The 26,496-nt window shown below is 68.7% G+C and carries 24 protein-coding genes; 11 read left to right on the top strand and 13 right to left on the bottom strand.

From position 1 onward, the window contains the following. Nucleotides 1–197: 197 nt before the first annotated feature. The 5 genes from ACFC1J_RS03755 (at nt 198) to ACFC1J_RS03775 (ending at nt 6,813) form a co-directional block, all read left to right on the top strand. Nucleotides 198–1,181, top strand: coding sequence for an ABC transporter permease (locus tag ACFC1J_RS03755; protein WP_375902562.1), 984 nt, complete (start codon nt 198–200; stop codon nt 1,179–1,181). Nucleotide 1,182: 1 nt separating this feature from the next. Then, complete coding sequence (locus tag ACFC1J_RS03760) at nt 1,183–2,103, top strand: ABC transporter permease (protein ID WP_375902563.1); 921 nt, start codon at nt 1,183–1,185, stop codon at nt 2,101–2,103. Then, complete coding sequence (locus tag ACFC1J_RS03765; protein WP_375902565.1) at nt 2,100–4,154, top strand: dipeptide ABC transporter ATP-binding protein; 2,055 nt, start codon at nt 2,100–2,102, stop codon at nt 4,152–4,154. Before ACFC1J_RS03760 ends, ACFC1J_RS03765 begins: the two co-directional genes overlap by 4 nt. 102 nt (nt 4,155–4,256) lie before the next feature. Continuing rightward, complete coding sequence (locus ACFC1J_RS03770) at nt 4,257–5,966, top strand: ABC transporter family substrate-binding protein (RefSeq protein ID WP_375902567.1); 1,710 nt, start codon at nt 4,257–4,259, stop codon at nt 5,964–5,966. A 106-nt stretch (nt 5,967–6,072) separates the two neighbouring features. Continuing rightward, the gene (locus ACFC1J_RS03775) at nt 6,073–6,813 is read left to right on the top strand and encodes an alpha/beta fold hydrolase (RefSeq protein ID WP_375902569.1); all 741 of its coding nucleotides are present in this window, start codon (nt 6,073–6,075) and stop codon (nt 6,811–6,813) included. On the opposite strand, the gene ACFC1J_RS03780 is transcribed toward ACFC1J_RS03775, so the two are convergent. Together ACFC1J_RS03780 and ACFC1J_RS03785 are read right to left on the bottom strand one after the other, a co-directional pair. Then, a complete protein-coding gene (locus ACFC1J_RS03780; RefSeq protein WP_375902571.1) occupies nt 6,764–8,056 on the bottom strand; it encodes an MFS transporter in 1,293 nt (430 codons plus the stop codon). The two genes, ACFC1J_RS03775 and ACFC1J_RS03780, sit on opposite strands and share 50 nt — an antisense overlap. Then, the gene (locus ACFC1J_RS03785; RefSeq protein WP_375902573.1) at nt 8,053–9,408 is read right to left on the bottom strand and encodes a GH1 family beta-glucosidase; all 1,356 of its coding nucleotides are present in this window, start codon (nt 9,406–9,408) and stop codon (nt 8,053–8,055) included. The genes ACFC1J_RS03780 and ACFC1J_RS03785 overlap by 4 nt, the downstream gene beginning before the upstream one ends. A gap of 268 nt (nt 9,409–9,676) precedes the next feature. Between ACFC1J_RS03785 and rpsT the strand changes: the two genes are divergently transcribed. Then, entirely contained in the window at nt 9,677–9,937 is a 261-nt protein-coding gene (gene rpsT, locus ACFC1J_RS03790) for a 30S ribosomal protein S20 (protein WP_045270507.1), read from the top strand. Nucleotides 9,938–10,056: 119 nt separating this feature from the next. On the opposite strand, the gene holA is transcribed toward rpsT, so the two are convergent. Further along, on the bottom strand, nt 10,057–11,109 hold the full coding sequence (gene holA / locus ACFC1J_RS03795; RefSeq protein WP_375902576.1) for a DNA polymerase III subunit delta: 1,053 nt from the start codon (nt 11,107–11,109) through the stop codon (nt 10,057–10,059). Nucleotides 11,110–11,509: 400 nt separating this feature from the next. On the opposite strand from holA, the gene ACFC1J_RS03800 reads away from it, so the two are divergent. Continuing rightward, nucleotides 11,510–13,396, top strand: a complete 1,887-nt coding sequence (locus ACFC1J_RS03800; RefSeq protein WP_375902578.1) for a bifunctional metallophosphatase/5'-nucleotidase — start codon at nt 11,510–11,512, stop codon at nt 13,394–13,396. A gap of 57 nt (nt 13,397–13,453) precedes the next feature. Here the strand turns inward: ACFC1J_RS03800 and ACFC1J_RS03805 are convergent, their stop codons facing one another. The 3 genes from ACFC1J_RS03805 to ACFC1J_RS03815 all read right to left on the bottom strand — a co-directional run bounded on the left by ACFC1J_RS03805 (nt 13,454) and on the right by ACFC1J_RS03815 (nt 16,569). Next, nucleotides 13,454–14,278, bottom strand: a complete 825-nt coding sequence (locus tag ACFC1J_RS03805) for a transporter substrate-binding domain-containing protein (RefSeq protein ID WP_375902579.1) — start codon at nt 14,276–14,278, stop codon at nt 13,454–13,456. A 1-nt stretch (nt 14,279) separates the two neighbouring features. Beyond that, complete coding sequence (locus ACFC1J_RS03810) at nt 14,280–15,995, bottom strand: amino acid permease (protein ID WP_375902581.1); 1,716 nt, start codon at nt 15,993–15,995, stop codon at nt 14,280–14,282. Between the two features lie 142 nt (nt 15,996–16,137). Further along, nucleotides 16,138–16,569, bottom strand: coding sequence for an SRPBCC domain-containing protein (locus ACFC1J_RS03815; RefSeq protein WP_375902583.1), 432 nt, complete (start codon nt 16,567–16,569; stop codon nt 16,138–16,140). Between the two features lie 162 nt (nt 16,570–16,731). Between ACFC1J_RS03815 and ACFC1J_RS03820 the strand changes: the two genes are divergently transcribed. Beyond that, nucleotides 16,732–17,109 carry an MmcQ/YjbR family DNA-binding protein gene (locus tag ACFC1J_RS03820; RefSeq protein ID WP_375902585.1) on the top strand — a complete coding sequence of 126 codons (378 nt, stop codon included), beginning with the start codon at nt 16,732–16,734 and terminating at the stop codon, nt 17,107–17,109. A 54-nt stretch (nt 17,110–17,163) separates the two neighbouring features. On the opposite strand, the gene ACFC1J_RS03825 is transcribed toward ACFC1J_RS03820, so the two are convergent. Beyond that, nucleotides 17,164–18,393, bottom strand: coding sequence for a beta-ketoacyl-[acyl-carrier-protein] synthase family protein (locus ACFC1J_RS03825; RefSeq protein WP_375902586.1), 1,230 nt, complete (start codon nt 18,391–18,393; stop codon nt 17,164–17,166). Nucleotides 18,394–18,455: 62 nt separating this feature from the next. On the opposite strand from ACFC1J_RS03825, the gene ACFC1J_RS03830 reads away from it, so the two are divergent. Next, complete coding sequence (locus ACFC1J_RS03830; RefSeq protein WP_375902588.1) at nt 18,456–19,073, top strand: TetR/AcrR family transcriptional regulator C-terminal domain-containing protein; 618 nt, start codon at nt 18,456–18,458, stop codon at nt 19,071–19,073. Between the two features lie 91 nt (nt 19,074–19,164). On the opposite strand, the gene ACFC1J_RS03835 is transcribed toward ACFC1J_RS03830, so the two are convergent. The 5 genes from ACFC1J_RS03835 to ACFC1J_RS03855 form a co-directional block, all read right to left on the bottom strand. Continuing rightward, nucleotides 19,165–20,148 (bottom strand): NAD(P)-dependent alcohol dehydrogenase, encoded by a 984-nt coding sequence (locus ACFC1J_RS03835; RefSeq protein ID WP_375902590.1) that lies wholly within the window; start codon nt 20,146–20,148, stop codon nt 19,165–19,167. Nucleotide 20,149: 1 nt separating this feature from the next. Further along, entirely contained in the window at nt 20,150–20,365 is a 216-nt protein-coding gene (locus ACFC1J_RS03840; RefSeq protein WP_292715427.1) for a helix-turn-helix transcriptional regulator, read from the bottom strand. Further along, nucleotides 20,365–20,796 carry a hypothetical protein gene (locus ACFC1J_RS03845; protein ID WP_375902592.1) on the bottom strand — a complete coding sequence of 144 codons (432 nt, stop codon included), beginning with the start codon at nt 20,794–20,796 and terminating at the stop codon, nt 20,365–20,367. Before ACFC1J_RS03845 ends, ACFC1J_RS03840 begins: the two co-directional genes overlap by 1 nt. 99 nt (nt 20,797–20,895) lie before the next feature. Further along, nucleotides 20,896–22,002 (bottom strand): transaldolase family protein, encoded by a 1,107-nt coding sequence (locus ACFC1J_RS03850; RefSeq protein WP_375902594.1) that lies wholly within the window; start codon nt 22,000–22,002, stop codon nt 20,896–20,898. Next, nucleotides 22,002–22,412, bottom strand: coding sequence for a tautomerase family protein (locus ACFC1J_RS03855; protein ID WP_375902596.1), 411 nt, complete (start codon nt 22,410–22,412; stop codon nt 22,002–22,004). Before ACFC1J_RS03855 ends, ACFC1J_RS03850 begins: the two co-directional genes overlap by 1 nt. Before the next feature lie 77 nt (nt 22,413–22,489). Here ACFC1J_RS03855 and ACFC1J_RS03860 point away from each other — a divergent pair, with 77 nt between their 5' ends. Then, nucleotides 22,490–23,665: a Gfo/Idh/MocA family protein gene (locus ACFC1J_RS03860; protein ID WP_375902598.1), complete on the top strand. Its 1,176-nt coding sequence runs from the start codon at nt 22,490–22,492 to the stop codon at nt 23,663–23,665. Nucleotides 23,666–23,719: 54 nt separating this feature from the next. Here the strand turns inward: ACFC1J_RS03860 and ACFC1J_RS03865 are convergent, their stop codons facing one another. Continuing rightward, nucleotides 23,720–25,174, bottom strand: a complete 1,455-nt coding sequence (locus tag ACFC1J_RS03865; protein WP_375902600.1) for a sugar porter family MFS transporter — start codon at nt 25,172–25,174, stop codon at nt 23,720–23,722. A 319-nt stretch (nt 25,175–25,493) separates the two neighbouring features. Here ACFC1J_RS03865 and ACFC1J_RS03870 point away from each other — a divergent pair, with 319 nt between their 5' ends. Beyond that, entirely contained in the window at nt 25,494–26,486 is a 993-nt protein-coding gene (locus ACFC1J_RS03870) for a sugar ABC transporter substrate-binding protein (RefSeq protein WP_375902602.1), read from the top strand. The last annotated feature ends 10 nt before the right edge of the window (nt 26,487–26,496 follow it).

A 26,496-nucleotide genomic window follows, 5' to 3' on the forward strand; every position in this document is an offset into this window, starting at 1 on the left:
CCCATCGCGCCCTGCCGGTGATAGTCTCGCGAAGTTGCCGCCGCCCGGAACCGGGTCTCAGCGGTGACAGCACTCCGTCCCGCGCTGCGTGGGAGGGAGCACCGTGTCACCGGTTTCGGGTCGTGTTGATATGGCAACGGCCCAGCGCTGCGTCGGAGATCCCGCGCGGTGTCTGTGACGAGAGAGAGAACACCGTCTTGATCAAGTATCTGCTGCGCCGAGCTCTCGGCTGGCTCCTCATGATCGTGGTGGCGACCAATGTCACGTACTTCCTCGCGTGGGCCTTCCTCGATCCCCGCAGCAACTACGTCGGACGTCGCCCTCCGCTCAGCGAGGACCAGATCAATCGCCTCCTCGAACCCCGCAACCTCAGCGACACCACGCCGCTGCTGCAACGCTGGTGGGGCTGGTTCACGGACATCGTCCTGCACTGGAACTGGGGAGTGAGCCCGACCGGCCAGTCGGTGAACAGCCAGATCGCCTACCGCATGTGGGTCTCCGGCGAGCTCGTGCTCGGCGCGACGATCATCGCGGCGGTGCTCGGCATCGCGGTCGGCGTCTACACCGCATCGCGGCAGTACAAGGTTGCGGACCGTGTCTGGCAGGGCATCTCGATCGTGACGATGAACATCCCGATCATCGTCGCGGCCCTCGGCATCGTCCTCGGTGCGATCGCGATCAACGACGCGCTCGGCTTCCGCCTCTTCTACGTCACCGGGGCCTCGAGCGATGGCGTGACGGGCTTCTTCCCCGTGCTGATCGATTCGCTGCAGCACCTCGTGCTGCCGACGATCGCGCTGGTGTTCATCGGCTACTCGAGCTACCACTTCCTGCAGCGCTCGCTGCTGCTGGACAACATCAAGGCCGACTACGTGCGCACCGCACGGGCGAAGGGCCTCACCAAGCAGCAGGCGATCCGCAAGCACGCGCTGCGCACTTCCCTGATCCCGGTCGCGACGCAGCTGGCGTTCAGCATCCCGACCGTCTTCACGGGCGCCGTGCTGACCGAGACGATCTTCGCGTGGAACGGCATGGGTCGGTACTTCGTGCAGACCATCGGCACGAACGACGTGCACGGAGTGGTGGCCATCGCCGCCTTCACCGCCGTGCTCACCGCGATCGGCGCGATCCTCGCCGACGTCGCCGTGGTGGTCCTCGATCCGCGAGTGAGGGTGAGCTGACATGACTTCCGCAACCATCCAGCCCCCTGTCGGGCCCGACACCACCGCCGCGCGCATCCCGCGCAAGCGCATCGGCACGTTCCGGCTCTACTACCGCCGCTTCGTGCGCAACCGTCCCGCCGTCGCGGGCGTGTTCGTCTTCGCCTTCCTGGTGCTGTTCGCCGTCGTGGGGCCGCTCATCGCGCAGTTCAGCTTCAGCGAGCTCGACTTCCTGGCACTCGGCACCCCGCCCGACGGCACCCACTGGTTCGGCACCGCTGCCGACGGCGGCGATCTGTTCGCACAGACCGCAGTCGGCCTGCAGCGCTCGCTGATGATCGCGCTCACGGTCTCGATCGGCACCACGGTGATCTCGGCCATCGTCGGCACCGCGGCCGCCTACTTCGGCGGCACGACCGAGCGCATCATCCTCCTGATCATCCACTTCCTCATGGTCGTGCCGACCTTCCTGATCCTCGCCCTGGTGTCCTCCAACGCGGGCGGCGACTGGCGCGTGATCTCCGCAGCGATGATCTTCATCAGCTGGTTCTTCCCCGCGCGGGTCATCTGGACCATGGCGCTCTCGCTGCGCGAGCGCGAGTACGTGCATGCCGCGCGCTACATGGGCGTGCCGGGCATGAAGATCGTGCTCCGCCACCTGCTGCCGAACATCGGCTCACTGCTGGTGATCAACTTCACCCTCGGCGTCGTCGGCGCCGTCATCACCGAGACGGGCCTGTCCTTCATCGGCTTCGGCGTGAAGATCCCTGACGTCTCGCTCGGATCCCTCATCGGCATCGGCGCGAACTCGCTCTCCAGCGCGCCGTGGACCTTCTACTTCCCCGCGCTCGCGCTCACCCTGCTCACCGTCTCGATGGCCCTCATCGCCGACGGTCTGCGCGACGCGCTCGATCCCACCTCGGCGGCGGGAGGCCGCGCATGACCGCTCCTCTTCTCTCCGTCCGCGACCTGCACGTCAGCTTCGCCTCCGAGGCCGGCCGTGTCGATGCCGTCCGCGGCGTCTCCTTCGACCTCGAACCCGGTCGCACGCTCAGCATCGTGGGCGAGTCCGGATCCGGCAAGTCCGTCACCTCCCTCGCGATCATGGGGCTGCTCGACGAGAACGCCAAGGTCTCCGGCTCGATCATGTTCGACGGCACCGAGCTCGTCGGCAAGGGCGACAAGGAGCTGTCCACGTTGCGCGGCAACGGGATCGCGATGATCTTCCAGGATCCGCTGACCTCGCTCACCCCCGTCTACACGATCGGCGATCAGCTCATCGAGGCGCTCACGGTGCACCGCAGCATGTCGCATGCGGATGCGACCGCGCGCGCCATCGAGCTGCTCCGGATGGTCGGCATCCCGACGCCGGAGCGGCGGCTGAAGTCGTTCCCGCACGAGTTCTCGGGCGGCATGCGCCAGCGCGTGGTCATCGCGATCGCGATGGCGAACAACCCGAAGCTGATCATCGCGGACGAGCCCACCACCGCGCTCGATGTGACGATCCAGGCGCAGATCCTCGATCTCATCGCCACCGCGCAGCGCGAGACCGGCGCCGCGGTCATCATGATCACGCACGACATGGGCGTGGTCGCGAAGACGGCCGACGACGTGCTGGTGATGTACGCCGGCAAGCCCGTCGAGCAGGCGCCCGTGCGCGAGCTGTTCCACGAGACCCGGATGCCGTACTCGATCGGCCTCCTGGGGGCGATCCCCCGCGTGGACAAGGCGGAGAAGACGCCGCTGGTGCCGATCAAGGGCAACCCGCCGCTTCTGGTGAACCTGCCGGACGAATGTCCGTTCGTGGCGAGATGCCCGATCGCGACCGAGGCGTGCCGCACCCGCGAGCCCGAGCTGCGCCCGATCGCGACGGCCGAGGGCGGCGCGCACCTGGTCGCCTGCGTCCGCGCGGACGAGATCGAGGATGGGATGATCGGCGGAGCGCCGGTGTATCCCGTGCCAGAGCTGCCGACCAGCGCGCTGGACCGTGTGCCTCGCGAGGACCGGCCCGTCACGCTCGACGTCCGGAACATGCAGAAGACGTTCCCGCTGACCAAGGGCGCCTTCCTCAAGCGCAAGGTCGGCGAGGTGCACGCAGTCAAGGGCCTCACCTTCGACATCCGCGAGGGCGAGACGATGGCCATCGTCGGCGAGTCCGGCTGCGGCAAGACCACGACGCTGCTGCAGATCATGGATCTCGTCACGCAGACCGACGGCGAGATCACGATCGCCGGCACGCCCGTCTCGACGCTGCACGGCGGCAAGGCGGAGCGCGCGGTCCGTCGTGATCTGCAGATCGTGTTCCAGGACCCGATGGGAGCCCTCGACCCGCGTCTCACCGTCGCGGACGTCATCGCCGAGCCGCTGCGCGCGATCGGCGTGCCACGGGCGGAAGCCGACGCGCGAGTGGACGAGCTCATGGACCTCGTGGGCCTCGACCCGGCCCACGCGAGCCGGTTCCCCGGCGCGTTCTCCGGCGGTCAGCGCCAGCGCATCGGCATCGCCCGCGCGCTCGCGACGAACCCGAAGATCGTGGTGCTGGACGAACCGGTGTCGGCGCTCGACGTGTCGATCCAGGCCGGAGTGATCAACCTCCTCGACGAGCTCAAAGTCAAGCTCGGTCTGTCCTACCTCTTCGTCGCGCACGATCTCTCCGTGGTGCGGCACATCGCCGACCGCGTCGGCGTCATGTACCTCGGCGAGTTCGTGGAGCACGGCGACGTCGACGCGATCTTCGACAACCCCCAGCACCCGTATACGCAGGCGCTGCTTTCGGCCATCCCCGTGCCGGATCCCGACATCGAGCGCACGCGCGAACGGATCGTGCTGCAGGGAGACCTGCCGAGCCCCACGGACCGCCGCGACGGCTGCGCGTTCACCTCGCGCTGCCCGCTGTACAAGATGCTTCCGCCGGAGCAGCAGGCGCGCTGCGAGACCGAGGCTCCGACACTGACCGGATCCGCTGCGCACGCGAACGCGTGCCACTTCCGTTGACATCGAATCAATAACGGTATCGAGCCGCCTCCGGTGAATCTGGTTCATGCCGGTTAACTGTGTCTGTCCCCAAAAGAGCCGAAAGGCAATAGAAGGAGAACCATGAAGAAGCAGCACAAGCTGTGGGGCGTCGTCGCCCTCGGCGGCGCGCTGGCGATCGCCATCAGCGGTTGCTCGGCGAGCAGCAACACGGGCAGCGGTAACGCCGACAAGCCCTCCACCACCAAGACCGCGGACTACAACCCGCAGCCGCGTGAGAACCTCAAGCAGGGTGGCGAGGCGCACTTCTGGGTGGCTGAGGTGCCGCCGCAGATGAACTTCATGAGTGGTGACGCCTCCGCCGATACGGCGCGCCTGGCGGCCTGGTACACGCCGCAGGTGTTCCTCATGGACCCGGACGGCACCGTCAAGGCCAACCCCGCCTACCTCGACAAGTGGGACACCTCGGTCAAGGACGGCAAGACCGTCGTCACCATGAAGGTGAACGACAAGGCGGTCTGGAACGACGGCACCCCGATCGACTGGACCGCGTTCGAGACCACCTGGAAGGACAACAACGGGTCGAACCCGGACTTCAAGGCCAACGCGACCGACGGCTACAGGGACATCGAGTCCGTCGCCAAGGGTGCGACCGACAAGGACGTCATCGTGACGTTCAACCGCGAGTTCGCCTGGCCCGCCATGCCGTTCCTCACGGGCATCCTGCACCCCAAGGTGAACACGCCCGAGCTCTTCAACGATGCGTTCAACGGCAACGCGCACCCCGAGTGGGGCGCCGGCCCGTACAAGCTCACCAACTACGACGTGAACGGCCAGAAGGTCACCTTCGAGCCGAACGAGAAGTGGTGGGGCGACAAGCCCATGCTCGACAAGGTCACCTTCTCCGGAATGGATCGCGCGGCCTCGCTGAACGCCTACAAGAACGGCGAGCTCGACCAGGTCGAGACCGGCTCGGCCGACGCGGTCAAGCAGGTCCAGGGCGTCAAGGACACCGTGATCCGTCGCGCGCAGCAGACCGCGAAGACGGTGCTCCAGCTCGACAGCACCAAGCCGCAGCTGAAGGACCCGGAGGTGCGTCAGGCCTTCTTCTCGGCGATCGACATCGCCCAGCAGGAGAAGATCGCTTGGAACGGCCTCAACTACACCGAACCGGCGGCGGGATCCCTGGTGCTGTACAACTTCCAGAAGGGCTACAAGGACTCCTTCAAGGAGGCCGGGCTCACGCACGACGTCGAGGCAGCCAAGAAGCTGCTCGATGACGCCGGCTGGAAGGCGGGCTCCGACGGCATCCGCGAGAAGGACGGCGTCAAGCTGAGCGTCGTCTACCCCGTCTTCAGCGACAGCCCGGTTCAGGCCGCGCTCGCGAAGGCGCTGCAGCAGCAGGAGAAGGCGGTCGGAATCGACCTGAAGATCGAGACGCGCCCGTCGTCGAACTTCTCCACCGACCTGACCACGAAGAACTGGGACGCCGTGAGCCTGCGCTTCACGGACTCCGACCCGTTCGGTCCGGCCTGGTTCTGCCAGATGTACTGCTCGGACAGCCAGCTGAACCTGTCGGGCACCGGCACCAAGGCGATCGACGACAAGATCAAGAGCGACATCGAGACCCAGACCACGCCGGAGGCGTGGACCGAGGCCGCGATGAAGCTCGAGCCGGAGATCATGAAGGAGACCTGGGGCGTCATCGCGCTCTACAACGGTCCCGAGATCATGGCCGTCAAGAAGGGCCTCGCCAACCTGACCCCGGAGACCTACGTCGGTCTCGACCTCTACGGCGTGCTGCCGGTGGAGAACGTGGGCTGGGAGAAGTAAGCACCCGCTGTTCCGGAGCGGGGTCGGTGGTTCGCCACCGGCCCCGCTTCGTCGTCTGCGCAACCGTCGACGTCCGAGGAGACCATCCGCGCCTAGAATGACGCGCATGCGCCGCTCCCCCGATTCGGTTCCGCCGGTCTCGGTCGTACTCGTGCACGGGATCCGCACCTCCGCGACGATGTGGCGCGCGCAGCAGGATTTCCTCGCCGAGCGCGGCAACCCCGCGATCGCCGTCGATCTGCCCGGCCACGGCACGCGCAGGGATGAACCTTTCTCGCTCGACGAGGCGATGCGCACGATCGACGCCGCGGTCCGGGACGCCGAGGGGCCCGTGCTGCTGGTCGGACATTCGATGGGCGGCCTCCTGTCGACCGCGTACGCCGGTGCGGATCCCGCGCCGCCGATCGCCGGCTTCATCGGCGCATCCTGCACCGCGCTCCCCCGCGGCGCAGGACTCGCCGCCTATCGGATGCTGGCCGGAGCACTGAACGCGATGCCGGATCGTGGCATGTGGCTGAGCCGGCAGGTGCTGGATGCGACCCTCCCGACATCCACGCGCGAGGACTTCGGCGCGGGCGGCTACGCCATGGCGGTGCAGGACGAGGCGCTGCGCTCGCTCGCCGAGCTGGATCTGGTCTCCGCGGTCCCCCGGATCCGCGTGCCGACGTGGTTCGTGAACGGGCAGTTCGACCAGCTCCGCACGCACGAGACGCTGTACCGCCGACTCGCGCCGGAGGCGGAATTCATCATCGTCCCCCGCACGACGCACCTCGTGACCGCGATGCGGCCCCGCGTGTTCAACGCGGTGCTGCAGCTGGCTCTGGCGACGCTGGAGACGACGCCCTGACCGCATAGGTCATCGCCGCCCCCACCAGCGAGAGCACGGCCGCAGCGGCGAACAGCAGCCAGAACCCGCCGACCAGGGCGACGAGGCCCGCACCGAGCAGCGGGCCCAGCAGCTGCCCGAGCTGCGCGGAGACGTTGACGAGTCCGAGGTCGCGGGCGTGGTCGTCCGGATCCTTCAGCAGGTCCGTCGCGAACGCCAGGCTCACCGCCATGTATGCGCCGTACCCCGCCCCCATGATGGCGGCGGCGACCGCGGTCATCTCGAACGAGGGACTGATCAGGATCACGACGCCCGAGATCGCCTGCACGACCGCGGAGACCGCGGTGATGGTGCGGCGACGGCGCAGCGGGCTCGTCGAGGGGCGGTCGGAGAGGATGCCGGCGACGATCGAGGCGATCACGACGAACACCGTGTAGATCACGATCAGGATGAGCAGGTCGTCCTGGGCCACGGCCGACGGCACCCGGACGCCGTAGAGGAGGAAGAACAGCAGCAGCGAGGTGCCGAACGCGTTGCCGATGTTCACCACGAAGCGGCTGACGAGCAGCCACAGGAAATCGCGGTCGCGCCACGACGCCGTGCGGGAGGCGGTGCGCGGAGCAGGAAGGGCCAGCTCGTGCGCGGGGGCGTCCGGCAGGAGCAGCGCGGTCCCGGACCCGATCACCGCGATGATCGCGGCGAGCAGGAGATAGGACTGCTCCACGTCGAGCCCGATCAGCACGACGGCTCCCACGCCGACCACGATGCCGACCGCCTGCGCCGAACTCGCCGCGGCGGACGCGGCGCCGCGCTGGGTGGTGAGCTGATCCGCGATCATCGCCGTGAGCGCCGCGGAGGCGACCGAGACCCCGACCGAGACCACGAGCCAGGCGCCGCCGACGGCGACGGGGCCCGCCACCAGGCCCGTGAGCACGAGCCCGACAGCCGAGAGCAGGGATCCGCCGATCGCCCACGGCCTCCGACGACCCCATCTCGAGCGGGTGCGGTCGGACCAGCGGCCCGAGACGGGCGCGGCGACGATGCCGACGAGGCCGCCCACGGACAGCACGACACCCGCCCAGACGACACCGGCGATCCAGTTCTCGCCCGGGGCGCCGGTGTCGAGCTGCAGCGGCAGCAGGAGCTGGATCGGCGTGAGCTGGACGGTCCAGATCGCCAGCCACGCGAGGGTGAACAGCGTCATCCAGAGCGGGCCGACCCTCTTCCCCGCGCTCGGGGTGCGGCTGCCGGAGTGCTCGGTCACGAGCGGGCCTCCTCGATCAGCGCGCGATACCAGGCGTACGAAGCCTTCGGTGTGCGCCGCCCCGTGTCCATGTCGACGTGTACGAGCCCGAACCTCTGCGTATACCCGTCGGCCCACTCGAAGTTGTCCAGCAGCGACCACACCGTGTACGCGTCGACCTGCACCCCGGCGCGCATCGCTGCGAGCACCGCGGCGATGTGGCCGCGCAGATAGGAGATGCGGGCGGCATCGTCGATCGGAGCGTCCGCATGGTCGGGCTCCGGGAACGACGCGCCGTTCTCTGCGATCACGACCGGGGGAAGCGCCGCACCGTAGCGCTCCTTCGCCTCGACGAGGAATGCCGTCAGCGCCTCCGGCACGATCGGCCACAGCGGGCCGAAACCGGTGACGGGTGCGCCGGGCGTCGGGACGACCTCGAAGGGCACCGGTCCCGCACTCGCCGCCACCGTGGTCGGGTTGTAGTAGTTCACTCCGTACAGCTCGCAGGGCGCGCTGATCAGCGCGAGGTCGCCGTCCTGCACCGGCAGCGCGACACCGAGCGGCTCCAGGTCGGGATAGCGACCGAGCAGGACCGGATCCGCGTACATCCGGTTGTGGATGAGGTCGTACAGGTATGCGGCCTGTTGGTCGGCTTCGGCGTCGGACGCGGGCAGCACCTGCGTGTGGTTGTTCACGATCCCGACGCCGGTGGCGCCGCGCGCGTGCAGGATCCGCGCCGCGTATCCGTGCGCGAGCAGCTGGTGATGCACGGTCGGCAGCGCGTCGAAGAGCAGCGCGCGGCCCGGCGCGAGCTCGCCGATCGCGTAGCCCTGCAGCGTCGTGGAGACGGGTTCGTTGATCGTGTACCACTGTCGCACCCGGTCACCGAGGGCGTCGGCGACCACCTCCGTGTACTGCGCGAACCGCTCCGCGGTCGAGCGGTTCAACCAGCCGCCGGCCTCCTCCAGCGCTGAGGGCAGATCCCAGTGGTACAGCGTCGGCGTCGGCGTGATCCCGGCATCGAGCAGGCGATCGACGAGCCGGTCGTAGTAGGCGAGTCCCTGGGGGCTCGGGCGCCCGTCGGGGAGCACGCGCACCCAGGACAGCGAGAAACGGTACTCGTCGACGCCGAGCCGCGCCAGCAGCGCGACGTCCTCGTCGGAGCGATGGTAGCTGTCAGGGCCGGGATCCGCGGTGCTGCCGTCGCGCACGCGGCCGGGGATCTCGACGAAGTCGTCCCAGATGGATCTGCCGCGTCCGTCCTCGTCCCTCGCCCCCTCGATCTGGAAGGCCGCCGTCGCGGCGGAGAAGCGCAGCCGGCGCAGCAGCCCGCGATCGAGTGCAGGCACGTCAGCAGTGACGGATTCGGGCATGGACGACTCCTTCGGGTCCTTCGCCAGCGTGCACACCCTACACCGACGCCTCGCCCCGGACGCGACGCCGTGTCATGAGGAACGAGACCGTATCCCACGATGATGCCGAAGCCGTCGGGCCCGGATCCGCCGGTTCGGCGTCAGGTCGGATCCCTGATAAGATCGGTGATTGGCTTGCGTGCCAGGTCCCACCCCTGCACGCTGCCGGAGGCGCCCCTCTACCGCCAGGCCGGCATGACCATCCATCACTCGAACGAAGGTTCCATCCGTGGCGAACATCAAGTCGCAGATCAAGCGCAACAAGACCAACGAGAAGGCGCACGAGCGCAACAAGGCCGTCAAGAGCGAGCTGAAGACCGCCGTCCGCAACACCCGCAAGGCCATCGCCGGTGGCGACAAGGCCGCCGCCGAGGCCGCGCTGAAGACGGCGTCGAAGAAGCTCGACAAGGCCGTCAGCAAGGGTGTCATCCACTCGAACCAGGCCGCGAACCGCAAGTCGTCGATCGCGAAGCAGGTCTCCGCTCTCTGAGCCGGATCCGACTCTGACGAAGGCCCGTTCCCTCTGGGAGCGGGCCTTCGTCGTGTCCGCGCTGCTCGTCCGGTTCCCGCGTCCGAGGTGATCCCGTGCGAGGCGCGCTCGCGCAGCCGTCAGCGGACGGACTCGCCGTAGGGCGCGCGGGTCGCGATCACGGTGATCATGCGCTCGAGCGCGAAGATCGGGTCGCGGGCAGCGCCCTTGACGTCGGCATCCGCGCGCGCGGTGGCCTGGATCGCGAGGCCCAGGCTGCGCTCGTTCCAGCCGCTCAGGTCACGGCGGGCGCGGTCCACCTGCCAGTCCTTCATCCCGAGTCGGGCGGCGAGGGCCGCATTGGACTCCCTGGATCCAGCCACCCGTGCCATCGACCGCAGCTTCATCGCGAACGCGGCGACCATCGGCACCGGATCCGCGCCGGAGGCCAGCGCGTGCCGGAGCGCGATGAGCGCATCACCCAGGCGCCCGGCGATGGCCGTATCGGCCACGACGAAGGCCGAGACCTCGACGCGCCCCCCGTAGTAGCGCTCGACGACGTCGGGCGTGACATCGCCCTGGACGTCGTTGATGAGCTGCTGGCAGGCGGCCGCGAGCTCGGTGACGTCGTCGGAGAAGGCGGAGACCAGGGCCCGCAGCGCCTGGGGCTGGATCCGGCGGCCTGCGGCGCGGAACTCGCCCGCGGCGAAGTCGGCCTTCTCGTCGTCGCGCTTGATGGCGGGGCAGACGATCTCGATCCCGCCACCCGTGCCCGCGCGGATCGCGTCGAGCAGCTTCTTGCCGCGCACGCTCGCTCCGGTGTGCCGGAGCACGACCGTCGCCCCCTCCTGAGGGTGCTCGAGGTACGCGACGGCCTCGGCGAGGAACGCGTCTGTGCAGCGCTCGACCCCGGAGATGCGCAGCAGGCGAGGTTCGCCGAACAGCGACGGAGACGCGAGCGCGAGCAGGCTGCCGCCCTCGTAGTCGTCAGCGCGCAGGTCGCTGACCTCGAGCGCCGGGTCCTCGGCGCGCAGGTAGGCGCGCACGCCCGCGATCGCGCGCTCCGCGCAGATCTCCTCGGGCCCGGACACCAGGACGATCGGCGCCGGCCGAGGCTCGCGCCACGGCACCTGCGGGATGTTCGTCGCCTTGCCTCCCCGTCGTGCGGCGGAGGACGAGCGCGGTGCGGGCATGATTCCAGCGTACCGGCGGGAGCGGACGTTCGCCCCGCCTCCCTGACCGGAGCGCGACACGGCGCCGAGCGGGGTCAGCGTTCGAGCCCGCAAGGGCGGTTACCCCGAGGTTCCGAGTCGTCCCCACCAGCGCACGCCATACCCTCCGCTCATGGGGACGACGCGGAGTAGGGGCGACAACGGTGAGCACCGAAAGTGGTCACCCACCATCGAGTCGTCCCCGACAGTGCACGCGATGGGGTCCGCTGGTGGGGACGACTCGGAAGTGGGGTGGTCCAGAGACGCAAGGGGGTGCTCGGGCGCGTGTGTGGGGGACGTAGGGGCGCTCATATGAGCGGTGGGAGAATGTTCACGCGCGCTTTGTTGTCGCCACCACCGCGGCGTGGTTGCATCGGTCCTCATGACAGATGAAACACATCTCCACCGCCACGCCGACGCCCCGCATCCCCGCTGGTGCTCGTGCGCTGTCCCGGATGACGTCGAGCAGGAGCGCCGCTCAGGGCTGAGCCGGCGCGGATTCCTCAGCGGTGTCTCCGCCGCGAGCGCCCTCGCCGCCGCGGGCTGGGTCGCCACCAGCTCCGACTCGGCGTCCGCGGCCGCGGGCGGCGTCGGCAAGTCCGTGACCATCACGATCATGGGATCCTCCGATATCCACTCGCACGCGGTCAACTGGGACTACTACAAGGACGCGGAATACTCCGACAAGGCCGGCAACGTCGTCGGCCTGTCTCGCGTCTCGAGCGTCGTCAACCAGATCCGCGCCGACCGCGGCCGCGACCGCACACTGCTCTTCGACGCCGGCGACACGATCCAGGGCACCCCGCTCGGGTTCTACTACGCGACGATCGACCCGATCACCACGAGCGGGGCGATCCACCCGATGGCCGCGCAGATGAACGCGATCGGCTACGACGCCGTGGCCCTGGGCAACCACGAGTTCAACTACGGCCTCGATTTCCTGGACACGTGGATCTCGCAGATGAAGGCCCCCGTGCTCGGCGCGAACGCCGTGCGGGCCGGAACCACCGTGCCCGCCTACACGCCGTACACGATCAAGACGCTGCACCCGAAGGGCGCCAAGCCGATCCGGGTCGGCGTGCTCGGCCTCACCAACCCGGGCATCGTCATCTGGGACAAGGCCAACGTGAGCGGCAAGCTCGAGGTGCTGGACATCGTCGAGACCGCGAAGCGCTGGGTGCCGGTGATCCGCGACCAGGGCGTCGACGTGCTGGTCGTGAGCGTGCACTCCGGCGACAGCGGCACCTCGTCCTACGGCGACGCGCTGCCCAACGAGAACGCCGCGGCGCTGCTCGCCGAGCAGGTCCCCGGCATCGACGCGATCCTGTTCGGGCACGCGCACAAGGACATCCCGCAGCGCTTCGTCACCAACGCGACCACCGGACAGCAGGTCGTGCTCAGCGAGCCGATGTGCTGGGGCCAGCGGCTCAGCGTGTTCGACATCGAGCTGCAGCAGGTCAAGGGCCAGTGGACCGTCGTGTCGAAGAAGGCCACGAACGTCAACACGAACACGGTCGAGGACGACCCGGCCCTGGTCTCGCTCGTCCAGGCACAGCACGACGCCGTGATCGCGTACGTCAACAAGCCGGTGGCGACCTCGACCGAGGAGCTCTCCGCCGCGGAGTCCTGCTGGAAGGACACGGCGATCCTCGACTACGTCAACACCGTGCAGGTCGACACGGTGGCGCAGGCCATCGCCGGCACGCCCGAGGCGGCACTCCCGATCGTGTCGATCGCAGCGCCCTTCAACCGGCAGGCGACCTTCCCGGCCGGAGAGGTCACGATCCGCGACGTCGCGGGGCTGTATATCTACGACAACACCCTCATGGCCTCGGTGCTCACCGGCGCCCAGATCAAGGACTATCTGGAGTACTCGGCGAAGTACTTCCAGCAGGTGGCCCCCGGCGCCCCGGTCGATCCCGCGAGCTGGACGAACGCGCTGAACACCCCGGACTACAACTACGACCAGTTCTCCGGCGTGGCCTACGACGTCGACATCGCGCAGCCGCAGGGATCCCGGATCCAGAACCTGTCCTGGAACGGCGCCCCGGTCGACCCGGCGCAGAAGTTCGTGGTCGCGGTGAACAACTACCGCCAGTCCGGCGGCGGCGGCTTCCCGCACATCGCGACCGCACCGGTCGTCTACAACGCGCAGGTCGCGATCCGCGAGGCCATCGTGGCGTACGCCTCGGCGGCCGGCACGATCGACCCGAAGGACTTCCACGTCGTGAACTGGCAGCTCACGCGCGCGGGAACCCCGGTCTTCTGATCGCCCACGGCGTCCCTCCTTCCCAACCCGGGGCGGAGGGACGCCGTCGTCCCTGCCCTACTTCACGGTCGGCGGAGCGGGGATCGCATAGCCGGACGGGGCGATGTTGGCATCGAGGGACTTCTTCCATGCGCCCGAGGAGATGTACTCCTTGAGCGCGGCGCGCACGGTGTCGAGCCGGTCGTCCCCCTGCTTCAGTCCGATCCCGTAATCCTCGTCGGTGAAACCCCTGCCGATCACGCGCAGCACGCCCTTGTACTCGGGCTGCGTCGCGAACCCGGCGAGGATGAGGTCGTCCGTCGACACCGCATCGACCGTGCCGGCGGCGAGGTCGCGGACGCACTCGGACCAGGACGGCACCTTCACGACGGTGATCTTCCCGCGGTAGTGCGCGGTGAGGTAATCGATCGAGGTCGTCCCTGCGGCCGCGCACACCTTCTTCCCGTCCAGCGTCTCGGGTCCGGTGATCGTGTCGTCGTTGCGGCGGATGAGCAGATCCTGGTGGGCCACGAAGTACGGCCCGGCGAACGCGATCTCCTTCTCCCGCTCGGCGGTGATCGAGAACGTCGAGACGACGAGGTCGACCCTGCCCGAGGCGAGCGCGCTCACCCGCTCGGCCTGATCGATGCGCTGCCAGGTGATGTTCTTCGTGGGCACGCCCAGCTTGCCTGCGACGTAGTTCGCAGTGTCGATGTCGAACCCGGCGTATCCGGAGTCGGTCTTGAGGCTCACGCCGGGCAAGTCGTCGGCGATGCCGATCGTGAGCGTGCCGGATCCCGTCGCGCTGTTGTCGCCGGTGTTCTGCGGGGTCCCAGAGGAGCAGCCGGAGACGAGCACGGACGCGGCCACGAGGCCGATCGCGACGGCGCTGAGACGGCGCATGTCACCGGCCCCCATCGCTCTTGCCGTGGGATCCGTCCGGCGGGTTCTTGTCCGGCTCCTCGAGGTTGTCCCACTCGTGCATCTCGATCTCGATGGGACCGATCTCGATGCCCTCGTCCTCGTCGTCCTCGTCCCGGTCGTGCACGTCGAACTGCACGGTGCCGAGGGCGGCGATCGACTCGGTGCGCGGGCCGGGCTCCCGAGGCGGGTAACGCAGGCCGCTGTCGGTCCATTTGCTGAGCATGCGCCCGTCGGCGTGTGCGGCCACCCGGCCCTTCACGAGCAGCCAGCCGAGTTCGAAGATCACGAGCAGCACGGGGATGCCGACGACGACGACGACGAAACCCGTCTTGTGCCAGAAGTACGGCGACGCCTGCCATCCCGAGATCGCCATGCCCACGATCACGAACACGAGGAAGGCGATGCCCAGATAGCTCGTCCAGGGCGTCCCCGGCGCTCGGAAGCCGCTGGGTGGCAGCACTCCCCTGTCGGTGAGTCTTCGCAGCCGCAGCTGGCAGACGAAGATCGTGCCCCAGGTGAAAACGACGGCGATCGATGCCGCCTCGAGGGCGATCTCGAAGGCGTCGGGGCTCACGGCGTTCAGGATGGATCCGAACACGTAGACCACGGCGGTCATCACGATGCCCGCCCACGGGACGCCGGACCGGCTCATCTTGAGCGTGAAGCCCGGCGCCTGCTTGGCCATGCCGAGGCTGCGCAGCACGCGGCCCGTCGTATACAGGCCGGAGTTCAGCGACGACATCGCCGCGACGATGAGGATCGCCTGGATCACGTTGGCCATCCACGGCATGCCCATCCGCCCGAACACGGTCACGAACGGGCTGATGCCGGGCGTGAACTCGCTGGTCGGCAGGATGCAGACCAGCAGCAGCAGCGCGCCGCAGTAGAAGACGGCGATCCGGACGATGACCGCGTTCACGGCCTTCGGCACCTCGCGCTTCGGGTCCTCCATCTCCCCCGCCGCGATGCCGACCATCTCGATCGCGGCGTAGGCGAAGACGACGCCCGACATCACGATGATCGGCCCGTACCAGGCGAAGCCGTCGCCGGCGGGCCAGAACCCGCCGGGATTGGACCAGAGGTTCTGGACGCCCGCACGGTGCCCGCCGACGTCGAAGCTGAACGCGACGACGACGACGCCCACGACGAGGAACACGATGATCGCGGTGACCTTGAGCACCGACGCCCAGAACTCGAACTCCCCGAACGCCTTCGCGGAGAGCAGGTTGACGACGAGCACGACGGCGAGCGCGATCAGCACCGTGGCCCAGGTGGGCATCTGCGGCCACCAGTACTGGATGTACAGCCCCACCGCGCTGAGCTCGGCGATGCCGGTGAGCGCCCAGTTCGTCCAGTACATCCATCCCGTGTAGTACGCCGCCTTCTCGCCGAAGAACTCGCGCATCCACGAGACGAAGGCGCCGGAGGTGGTGCGGTAGAGCACCAGCTCGCCGAGCGCCCGCATCAGGAAGTAGGCGATCACGCCCACGAAGGCGTAACTGAGCACGAGCGCGGGTCCGTTGCTGTGCAGCCGGGAGGCGGATCCGAGGAACAGGCCCGTGCCGATCGCACCCCCGATCGCGATCATCTGCACTTGGCGACGGTTCAGGCTCTTCTTGTACCCGACCTGTTCCGCGTCGTGCTCTGCACCGTGGTCCTCCTCGTGCGTGAGACTCCCGGCATCGGTCTGCGACATGCGATCCCCCCTGTCGTTCACCCGTGTTCGCCGGTGGGGCGGGTCGCAGGACGGCTCGGAGCATCGGCGCTGGCGTGTACTGAGGATGGCACGGTTTCTGGACCGGGGGCAATCGTCGCGCGGCGCGTTCCCGTTCAGGGACTCAGTCCCGCCGCTCCGCGATCTCCTTCACGCTGCGCACGAGGCTGTCCCACATCGTGGTGGAGTGCAGGGCCGCTGCTTCGTCGGGGTTGTTGTCCTGACTGAGCGTCAGCTCGACCGGGCCGTCACCCGTGATCGTCCAGGTCAGCGTGTGGTAGTTCTCCGGAATGTCGGGCTTCCCCGCGAGCGGGCTGAAGTGCGTACAGACGAGACGGCGCCCCCGCTCCGCCTCGAGGATCAGACCCTTGTCCTCGTAGGCGCGCCCCTGCCACTCCCCCCGCCAGCGGATCGGCCCGCCGACCGTCCAGTCCGTGACGACGGTCGTCCCGAACATGAACTCGCGGATTGCCTCCGGATCGGTCAGCACCTCCCAGACGCGGTGAGGGGACGCGTCGATCGCGATGCTCGCTGTGGCGACATGGTCCTCTGGCATGCTCTACTCCCGTCCGCTCGGCCCCAGCCTCATGATCCGCCGAAACCGCCGGCGCGTACAGAGCCGGGTCGCGGACGCGGTCCCGCGCGGTGTCGTCCGCGCACGGCATGATGAGGTGCGTGGATCCGGCGTGTGATCCCCTCTCGACGGAAGGCTCGGCGCGTGGCAGGCGACAACATGCAGGACTGGGTGCGGGCGCGTTCCGAGGAGCTCCCCGGCGTGACCGTGGACCAGCCGTTCGGGCCCGAGGTCGATGTCTTCCGGGTGCGCGGGTTGATGTTCATGGCTCTCTCGCCGTCGACCGCGACGGGCGTGACGCTCAAGTCGGCGCCGGCGGACGCCGAGGCCCTGCGCGCCACGTTCCCCGCGATCATCCCGGGCTACCACATGAACAAGCGGCACTGGGTCACGCTGCTCGCAGACGGAAGCCTCGAGCAGGGTCTCGTCGAGGAGCTCGTGACCGAGGCCTACCGCCTCGTCGTCGCGAAGCTCCCGCGGGCGCAGCGTCCGGTCGATCCGGAGATCTTCGGGCGGGCGTGACCCGACCCTCGAAGGTCGACGGAGCGCCGCGCCCGGCGGGCTTCCGCGCCGCGCCTATCCCGCCCGTGTGACGACGAGCGAGACGTTCTGCCCGCCGAAGCCGAACGAGTTGCTGAGCACGGCGTACTGGGCGAGGTCCCTGCGCTCCGTGACGACGTCGAGGTCGAGGCCGGGATCGATGCCGGCGGCGCCGACGCCCCGCGTCGGCGGGATCACGTCGTGCTCGACGCTGAGGATCGCGATCAGGGCCTCGATCGCCCCCGCGGCGCCGAAGAGATGTCCGAGCGCGGCCTTCGGCGCCGTCACCGTCGCACGGCCGAAGACCTCGCCGATCGCGATCGCCTCTGCCGCGTCCCCCACGGTCGTCCCCGTGGCATGCGCGTTCACGTGGCCGATCCGGTCGGGTGCGAGTCCGGCCTGCGCGAGAGCCTTCCGCATGGCCGAGACCTGACCTCGGCCGTCGGGAGCGGGGGCGGTGACGTGATGGGCATCGGATGCGATGCCGGCCCCTGCGATGACCCCGTGCACATGCGCGCCGCACGCCGCGGCGTGCTCTGCACTCTCCAGCACCAGGACGGCGGCGCCCTCGCCGAGGACGAACCCGCTGCGGTCCGCGGCGAACGGGCGCGAGGCCGAAGCCGGATCCTCGGCGTGTCGGGAGAGGGACTGCGCCTGCTGGAACCCGGCGACCGTGATCGGGGTGATCGCCGCCTCGGTTCCTCCGGCGATCACGACATCCGCCTCCCCCGCCCGGATCAGGCGGGCGCCGAGTGCGATCGCCTCCGCACCGGAGGAGCAGGCGGACACCGGCGTGTACGAGCCGGCACGGGCACCGTAGGTGATGCTGACCAGCGCCGCGGCCGCGTTCGGCATGAGCATCGGGACGGTGCGCGGAGAGACGCGGCGCGCTCCCGTGTTCTCCAGGACGTCGTCCTGCGCCAGGAGGGTCTGCACACCGCCGATCCCGGTTCCGATCGCGGAGGCGAGCCGCTCGGGATCGACGTCCGGCGATCCTGCGTCGGCCCACGCCTCGGCGGCCGCGACGAGGGCGGCCTGCTGCGAGCGATCCAGACGGCGCGCCTGCGTGGGAGCCAGGAGCCCCGCCGGATCGGTCGCCATCGTCCCGGCGACGACCCGGGAGAGCTGGTCGTCCTCATGCCCCGGGAACGTCATGAGTCCGATGCCGGACCGACCGGACAGCAGCCCCTCCCAGGTCGATGGCACATCGGCTCCGAGGGGCGTGATCGCTCCCATCCCCGTCACGACGACGTCTGTTCCGCGCATGCCCGGACCCTTCTTGTATGTGATACAAACAATGACTCATTTGTATCACATACAATGAGTGAGTGACCTCTCCCGCGCCCCCGCCCGCCATGCCGGCGGACGGTCGCGGGCACTCGACCCGGCGGCGGCTGATGGAGACCACGGCTCGGCTCGGCAAGGAGAAGCACGGCGTCGCACTGAGCGTGGCGGAGATCGCCGACGCGGCCGGCGTCTTCCCCAACCAGGTGACGTATCACTTCGGATCCAAGGACTCGCTCCTCGTCCACGCCGCGTTCCTCGGCCTGCTGCACGACACCCGGCGCATCGAGCGGATCGGTCGCCGAGCCGCCGACCCCGCGACCTTCCGACGCAACATCTCGCGCGCGGTCTTCGCGCTCCCCTCGCTCCCCCTGGTCGCAGGGGCGCTCGCGATCGGGATCGCCAAGGCGGAGCTCGCGCCGGTGATCGATCACCACCTGCAGCTGCTGTTCCGCCAGTCCGAGCGGTTCGTGGACGGCATCCTCCGCAGCCGGGGCTGGCGCGTGGGCCGCCCCCTCGACGTGGAGGTGCGGACGTTCTGGAGTGCGGCCCTCGGCGGTGCGCTCCTCGCGCACGCGGGCGCTCAGGGCACGGGCGCGGACCTGGACCTCGCCGGAACGCTCACGATCCACGACGACCACGAGTCGTCGCTCGCCGACTGACCGCAGGGCCGGGCACCGCCCCGGCGCTCTGCGAAGTTCGCCGCCGAGGGACGCGGATCCGGACGCTCTTCGGGGACGGTGCGATCCGAGGTCAGCCCACCGTCACGACCACCTTGCCGACGGTGCGTCCCGCCGCGAGGTGAGCGAGGGCGTCACGGGCCTCTGCGAACGACCAGGTGCGCTCGACGACCGGTGCGATGCGGCCGTCCGCGGCGAGCGCGAGAAGGTCGCGGAGCACCTCCGGTTTGGCTGTCGCGGTGAGCGGGCGCAGCGGGCGGCGGGAGAACGCAGAGAGCGCGGCCGCGCGGACGACGCGCGGGATCGGCCCGAGCACGCGTCCGCCCTCACCGGCGATCAGGATGGCGGATCCGCCGTCGCGCAGGAGCCTCCGCACCGCGCGCAGCGGACTGTCGCCCGCGATGTCCACGACGACCTCGAAGCCCCGCTCCGGCAGGTCGGCGAGGGACACGGTCCTGCGGTCGTAGATGGTCGACGCCCCCAGCGACGCGACGAGCGAACGGTTGCGCTCGGAGCACGACGCGTGCACCTCCGCCCCACGCGCCGCGGCGAGCTGGACCGTGAACGTGCCGACGCCTCCGGATGCGCCGAGCACGAGCACGCGGTCGCCCGCCGACACCGTGGCCCGGGCGAGCGCCTGCCACGCCGTACCGCCCGCGACCGGCAGGGCGGCGGCGGTCACGGGATCGACCTCGGCCGGGCGGGGCACCAGGCGGGCCGCCGGCGCGATCGCGTACTCGGCGAGCCCGCCCCCGCCGGGGATCTCCCCCACCAGCTCGTCACCCACCGCGAACCCGGAGACTTCGGGGCCGAGGGCGACGACGGTACCCGCCACATCCAGGCCGCGGACCGGCTGCTTCGGGCGCGACCAGCCGAACGCGCTGCGCAGCAGCAGCGGCTCGCCGGTCATGATGTGCCGGTCGGCCGCATTCAGGCCCGTCGCCCGCACCCGCAGCAGCACCTCTCCCCGTCGAGGTACGGGGACATCGATGCGCGTCCGCGCGACCTCGCCCACTCCCCCGTAGCGGGTCTGGATCCAGGCGTCCATGTCGTTCATCTCAGGCCTCCGGGTACTGGAAGACGTCGTCGAGGCCGACCTCGAAGACGCGGGCGAGCTGGAACGCGAGCTCGAGGGTCGGCGAGTACCGGCCGGCCTCGATCGCGATGAGGGTCTGACGCGTCACTCCGACGCGTGAGGCGAGCTCGGCCTGGGTGAGGCCGCGGGCATCGCGCAGCGCGCGAATCGAGTTCGTGACCCTGGTCGGCTTGACCATCAGAGGCCCCGCCGATACGCGACGAGCCGGGCGATGCTGCCGACGATCGCTGCGACCGCGAAGCCGAAGAACATCGTGTGGGCGATCCAGAACCAGTCGGCTCGCACGGCGCACAGGACCAGCACCCCGACGCCCGCGATAGCGAGGAAGGCCCGCTCGACCCGCGCGCCCATCCGAGCGATGTCGCGATCGCGGATGTCGCTCATCCCGACCCCTCCCGGCTCACGCGTGCCCGCCATGATGCCCCAGAGGATGTTGATGACGATCGTCACCGCAATGCTGGCGCCGATGGTCCACAGCATGATCGGCGCCCAGTCGACCGTGGTGAGCGGACCACTGCCCGCCTGGCGGAGCACCACCACGACGTACACCGCCATGGCGATGATCGTGACGATGAGGCCCGACCAGACGTTGCGCTCCTCGTAGACCATGAGCCGCCCCTTCTGTCAAAGATTCTTTACATCGATCGTACGGAGCCACGATCGGTGATGTCAAGAATATTTGACAGGGAAGCGTCGGACAGGGCTGCCTCAGGGCGCGGGCACGAGGACGTCGCGCACCAGCGCGTCGAGCTGCGCATCCGCGTCGAGGAACTGGCGGAGCGTGATGCGTGCGGCGCCGAACTCCGCGAACTCCTCGGGCGCCATGCCGTGGACGTCGTACGCGCGGCGGAACTCGCTGAGCGCGAGCAACTCGTCGAGGATGTCGGCGTCGACGGGTTCGTCGATGCGGACGGCGACGGGGATGCGGTTGGCGTCGATGCGATCCTGCCAGTCGAAAGGCGGCGAGACGACGAGGTCGCCGCCGACGAGTTCGGACCACTGCAGATGGTTGCGGAACGCCGCAGACAGCACACGGCTGCGAAAGCCCCGCTCGCGGAAGACCGCATAGGCCTTTTTGAGCGCGGCGACGCCGGCCCAGTCGAGCGTGCCGGGCTTCGTGAGCATGCGGTGCTTTGCCGTCCAGGACTTGAGCCAGTCGTCGAGGCGTCCGCCCATGATCGTCACGACATGACCGAACTCACGGTCGGGCAGCCCCTCGGCGGAACGGCGGTCGAGCGCACGCTCCAGCGCCTCTCCGACCGCGACCGCCTGCGGCACGGTGAAGCTGAGCGTCGCATTGATGCTCACCCCCCGATAGGCCGCCTCCTCCATCGCCGCGATCCCGGATGCCGTCGCGGGGATCTTCACGATCACGTTCTCCGCCAGCCCCGAGAACTCGACCGCCTGCGCCACGAGCGCATCGACGTCGCGATGCAGGCGCGGGTCGGTCTGAATGGAGAGCCGCCCGTCGCGCCCGCCGCTCGCAGCGAACGCGGGCTCGAGGAGCTTCGCCGCTTCGACGGAGAGCTCTTTGACGGCGGCCCAACCGAGAGCGGATTCCCCCCATGCCGGATGCTCGGCGGCCAACGCACGCAGGCGCGGCGTCCAGACCTCGGGGTGGCTGCGGATCGCGGTGAGAGCGATCACCGGGTTGCACGTGGCGCCCACCGCACCGAAGGAGATCGAACGGCGGAGCTCCTCAGGGTCCGCGGAGTCGTTCCACAGAGCCGTCGGAGTGTGGGCGGCGGCCCAGGCGAGCGGAGCAGCACCCTCAGGCGCGAGAGTCACGTCGCCCCCTTCCACGCGCCGCAGCATCAGACCGCGGCGCTTCCGGTCGCCGGCACGGCGAGCTCGCCGGTCACGTACTGCGCCCGCCCGAATCCGAACGACCAGTCCTGAGGGCCGTTCTCGACGTAGCCGATGAAGACGTCCTCACCGGCGACGCCGACGCCCTCGAGCCGTCGCGCGATCTCTGCATACAGCTGCTGCTTCGTCACCGTCGTGCGCCCTCGCTGCGTGAAGATCTGGATGATCACGGGGTCGGTGCGCTCGAAACCGAGCCCGGCATCCTCCGCGACGATGGTCGCCGCCGATCGCGAGGTGATCACCTGGAATCGATCGCGAACAGGGATCCCGTATACCGCGACGATCGAGTCATGGATCGCCGCGGCGATCTCGGTGGGGTTGGTGCGCGTGTCGCTGAGATCGATGCGGACGAGGGGCATGGCGGGTCTCCTTGAGGCGAGCGGAGCTCCAATGTATCATATTGTCCTGTCATACATACATTAACTCTGGAGGGCACATGAAGAAGCTCAACGTCGGCCTCATCTCGGTGGGTTGGATGGGACGTCTGCACTCACGCGCCTATCTGGCCGCAGCACATCACTATCCGGAGATCCCGGTGCGAGCCGTGCTGGCACGCGCTGCCGACCCGGATCAGCGCGGACGAGATCATGCCGTGGACGTGCTCGGCTACGCGGCCGCGGTGGCCGACTACCGCGAGGTGCTCGCCGACCCCGACATCGACGTCGTGTCCATCTGCGCGCCGAATTTCCTGCACCGTGAGATCGCGCTGGCGACGGCGGCAGCAGGCAAGCACTTCTGGATTGAGAAGCCGATGGGCCGCAGCGCCGAGGAGTCGCGCGAGATCGCGGAGGCCGCCGCCTCGGCCGGTGTCACGACCGCGGTGGGCTTCAACTACCGCCACGTGCCGGCGATCGCCCGTGCACGATCGCTCGTGCGGAGCGGCGCACTCGGCGAGATCACCAACGTGCGCGTCTCCTTCCTCGCCGACTATTCCTCGGATCCGCTCGGTGCGCTCACCTGGCGATTCGAGCGCGCCCGCTCCGGCTCCGGAGTGCTCGGCGACCTGCTCTCCCACGGCTTCGATCTCGCGCAGTACCTGGCCGGGCCGATCACCAGGGTGTCCGCCGACACGGAGACGTTCATCCGTCGGCGCCCGCTGCCGTCCGCAGGCGCGGCCAGCCACTTCAGCCGCGGCACGGTGGATGCGCCGACCGGCGAGGTCGAGAACGAGGACTATGCGGTCGTGACGGCCCGGTTCGAGAACGGGGCGATCGGCGTCTTCGACTCGAGCCGCATCGCGATCGGGCCCCATGCGGAGTACACGATCGAGGTCTACGGTACGCGCGGGTCGCTGCGCTGGGACTTCCAGAGGCTCAACGAGCTGCAATTCGCCGACGACGCATCGGGCTATCGCACCATCATGGCCGGCCGGGAGTTCGGCGATTTCGCACGTTTCCAGCCGGGCGCCGGCACGAGCATGGGCTTCGACGACCTCAAGACGATCGAAGCGTCGCTGTTCCTGCAGTCCGTGGCGGAAGGAAGGCAGATCGCACCGTCCGCGGCCGACGGCTGGGCCGCCGCGGAGATCACGGACGCCGCCCTCCGCAGCGCCGAGACGCACCAGTGGGTGACGGTCCCCCGCGTGGCAGGCACCACGACCTTCGACGCGTGAGAGCGCGCAAGAAGGGCGTGCACGGGATCCCGTGCACGCCCTTCTTGGCGTTGTTCAGTTCGCGCGCAGGTTCTGCGGCAGGAAGATCGTCCCCGTGGTGACCTCCTCCTCCAGCTGTTCCAGCGTGCGACCTCGGGTCTCCGGCACCGCCCGGTAGACGAAGAACAACGAGAGCGCACCGAGCGCCGCGAACACGAAGAACGTTCCGGTGATGCCGACGGCGGCGATGAGCGAGGGGAAGTAGAGCCCGAGGAAGAAGTTCGCGATCCAGAGGCAGAAGACGGAGACGCCCATGCCGAACGCGCGCATCTTCAGGGGGAAGATCTCGGACAGCGTCACCCAGACGGCGACGTTGAGGAACGTCTGCATCGAGCCGACGAACGCCACGACCAGGAACAGGATCACGAAGGGGCGCAGCGGGTTGCCCGCCGGGAGCATGATCGAGGCGATCCCGATGAGGACGTGACAGGCGGTTGTCAGCGCGAAGCCCAATAGGAACGTCTTGCGGCGACTGAACCTGTCCATGATGCTGACCGCGATGATCCCGCCGACCACCGCGATGACACCGGGGGCGATGTTCGCGATGAGGGCCGCGCTCTTGGAGAACCCGGACTCCGTCAGTACCTGCTGGCCGTAGTACATGATCGAGTTGATCCCGGTGAACTGCTGCGCGACGCCGAGGCCGATGCCGACCAGCAGGATGCGACGCAGCCATTTGTCACTCAGGATGCTCTTCCAGCCCAGCTTCTCCGCCTCTTCTTCCTCCCGGATCTTTTCGATCTGCGCAAGCTCGAGTTCCGCCCGTTCGGCGGGGCGCAGCTCGGACAGAACCTTCAGCGCCTTCTCATGGTGACCGTTGTCGGCGAGCCAGCGGGGCGACTCGGGCATCCGGAACATCCCGAGGAACAGCGCGAGCGCGGGAATCAGCTGGATGGACAGCATGATGCGCCACACGCCTTCGTGCTCGCCCCAGATGATCCCGATGATCGCATTGATCACGAAGGCCGCGAGCTGTCCGACCACGATGGCGAGTTCGTTGCGGCCGGCCAGAGATCCGCGGATCTCGTAGGGCGCGAGCTCCGCGAGGAAGACGGGCACGACCGTGGACGCACCGCCCACCGCAAGGCCGAGGAGGAACCTGCCCGCGATCATCACCTCGATGCTCGGCGCGAGAACGCACGTGAGCGCGCCGAAGAAGAACAGCACCGAGAGGAGCGTGATGGTCTTGCGACGCCCCCAGGCATCCGCGACGCGACCGAGGGCGACCGCCCCGATCGCGGCGCCGAGCAGAAGCGACGCGGTGACGAGACCCTCCGTGAAGGGTGTGAAGCCGAGCTCCTGCCCCATGGGGCCCAGTGCGCCGTTGATCACGCCGGTGTCGTAGCCGAAGAGCAATCCGCCGAGGGTCGCGATGAGCGCGACGACGCCCAGGCGCTTGCGATAGGGCCCGGGCGTCAGAGACGGAAGCGCCGACGCCGATGTGTCGTCGTGCGCGGATGGATGGGACATGGAGACTCCTTCGTCGTGCCTTTCCCCCACGATGCCATGGAAGCTATGTCCTGTCAACCTAACATTTACTGGCCGGCAGGGATCATCTCTGATGCGCCGGCCCTGTGCGGCCGTGGGTGACCGAGGAAGAAACGGATTTGACCATATGTCCATACATAGTCTTGACAGGCATGCCCCCATTGAGAGATTGTTAAGTCAAAGCACGGCAACGATGCCGACGAGGAGAAGACCAGATGGCGAAGAGGCCCGGTTCCCCCTCAGGCCGTTCGTCGTGCCGGCGCCCCGCTCCGGGCTGCACCACCCGACGAAAGGAACTCCTGTGACCCTGACCACATCTCGAAAGGCCGCGGCGATCGGCGCCGTGGCCGTCGCCCTTGCTCTCGCTCTCACCTCTTGCAGCGGCGGAGGTGCTCAGCAGACCGCGAACACCGGCGGAGGCGGAGGCAACGGTGACTCCGGCTACAAGATCGCGATGATCACGCACGAGACACCCGGCGACACGTTCTGGGACAAGATCCGCGCCGGCGCCGAGCAGGCGGCGAAAGACACCGGGGTGAGGCTCACCTACTCGAACGACCCGCAGGCGGACAAGCAGGCCCAGCTCATCCAGACGGCGATCGACTCCAAGGTCGACGGCATCGCGACGACGCTCGTCACGCCCGACGCCCTGGCCGGATCCGTCAAAGCGGCGCAGACGGCGGGCATCCCCCTCGTCGGCTTCAATTCGGGCATCGACCAGTACAAGCAGCTCGGTGCGCTGATGTACTTCGGCTCGGACGAGAACCTGGCCGGAAACAGCGTCGGGGAACGACTGGCCGGCGAGGGCGCGAAGCACCCGTTGTGCGTCATCCAGGCGGCCGGCTCGGTCGCCCTCGAGGCCCGTTGCGCGGGTGTCAAGGACAAGGTCGCCGGCACGGAGAACATCCAGGTCAACGGCACGGACGACTCCGCGGTCGTGTCGAGCCTCCAGGCGAAGCTCGCCCAGGATTCCTCGATCGATGCGATCGTGACTCTCGGCGCGCCGATCGCGATGGACGCCCTCAAGGCGATGAACCAGGCGAACAGCAAGGCGAAGCTCGTCACCTTCGATCTCAACCAGGACGCGGCGCAGGCGATCAAGGACGGCAAGATCGACTTCTCCGTCGACCAGCAGCCGTACGTGCAGGGCTACATGGCGGTCACCGCGCTGTACCTCTACATCAAGAACGGCAATGACGTCGGCGGCGGCCAGCCCGTGCTGACCGGCCCGTCGATCGTCGACAAGGCCAACATCGACAAGATCCTTCCGTTCACCAAGAAGAACACCCGCTGACCGGGTGGTG

The organism is Microbacterium sp. NPDC056052, from assembly GCF_042266785.1.
Lineage (GTDB): Bacteria > Actinomycetota > Actinomycetes > Actinomycetales > Microbacteriaceae > Microbacterium.

Coding starts and splice junctions, on each gene's coding strand:
- ACFC1J_RS03760 (WP_375902563.1), top strand. CDS start 1,183: ATGACTTCCGCAACCATCCAGCCCCCTGTCGGGCCCGACACCACCGCC.
- ACFC1J_RS03765 (WP_375902565.1), top strand. CDS start 2,100: ATGACCGCTCCTCTTCTCTCCGTCCGCGACCTGCACGTCAGCTTCGCC.
- ACFC1J_RS03770 (WP_375902567.1), top strand. CDS start 4,257: ATGAAGAAGCAGCACAAGCTGTGGGGCGTCGTCGCCCTCGGCGGCGCG.
- ACFC1J_RS03775 (WP_375902569.1), top strand. CDS start 6,073: ATGCGCCGCTCCCCCGATTCGGTTCCGCCGGTCTCGGTCGTACTCGTG.
- ACFC1J_RS03785 (WP_375902573.1), bottom strand. CDS start 9,408: ATGCCCGAATCCGTCACTGCTGACGTGCCTGCACTCGATCGCGGGCTG.
- holA (WP_375902576.1), bottom strand. CDS start 11,109: ATGCCCGCACCGCGCTCGTCCTCCGCCGCACGACGGGGAGGCAAGGCG.
- ACFC1J_RS03800 (WP_375902578.1), top strand. CDS start 11,510: ATGACAGATGAAACACATCTCCACCGCCACGCCGACGCCCCGCATCCC.
- ACFC1J_RS03805 (WP_375902579.1), bottom strand. CDS start 14,278: ATGCGCCGTCTCAGCGCCGTCGCGATCGGCCTCGTGGCCGCGTCCGTG.
- ACFC1J_RS03810 (WP_375902581.1), bottom strand. CDS start 15,995: ATGTCGCAGACCGATGCCGGGAGTCTCACGCACGAGGAGGACCACGGT.
- ACFC1J_RS03815 (WP_375902583.1), bottom strand. CDS start 16,569: ATGCCAGAGGACCATGTCGCCACAGCGAGCATCGCGATCGACGCGTCC.
- ACFC1J_RS03825 (WP_375902586.1), bottom strand. CDS start 18,393: ATGCGCGGAACAGACGTCGTCGTGACGGGGATGGGAGCGATCACGCCC.
- ACFC1J_RS03835 (WP_375902590.1), bottom strand. CDS start 20,148: ATGAACGACATGGACGCCTGGATCCAGACCCGCTACGGGGGAGTGGGC.
- ACFC1J_RS03840 (WP_292715427.1), bottom strand. CDS start 20,365: ATGGTCAAGCCGACCAGGGTCACGAACTCGATTCGCGCGCTGCGCGAT.
- ACFC1J_RS03845 (WP_375902592.1), bottom strand. CDS start 20,796: ATGGTCTACGAGGAGCGCAACGTCTGGTCGGGCCTCATCGTCACGATC.
- ACFC1J_RS03850 (WP_375902594.1), bottom strand. CDS start 22,002: ATGCTGCGGCGCGTGGAAGGGGGCGACGTGACTCTCGCGCCTGAGGGT.
- ACFC1J_RS03855 (WP_375902596.1), bottom strand. CDS start 22,412: ATGCCCCTCGTCCGCATCGATCTCAGCGACACGCGCACCAACCCCACC.
- ACFC1J_RS03860 (WP_375902598.1), top strand. CDS start 22,490: ATGAAGAAGCTCAACGTCGGCCTCATCTCGGTGGGTTGGATGGGACGT.
- ACFC1J_RS03865 (WP_375902600.1), bottom strand. CDS start 25,174: ATGTCCCATCCATCCGCGCACGACGACACATCGGCGTCGGCGCTTCCG.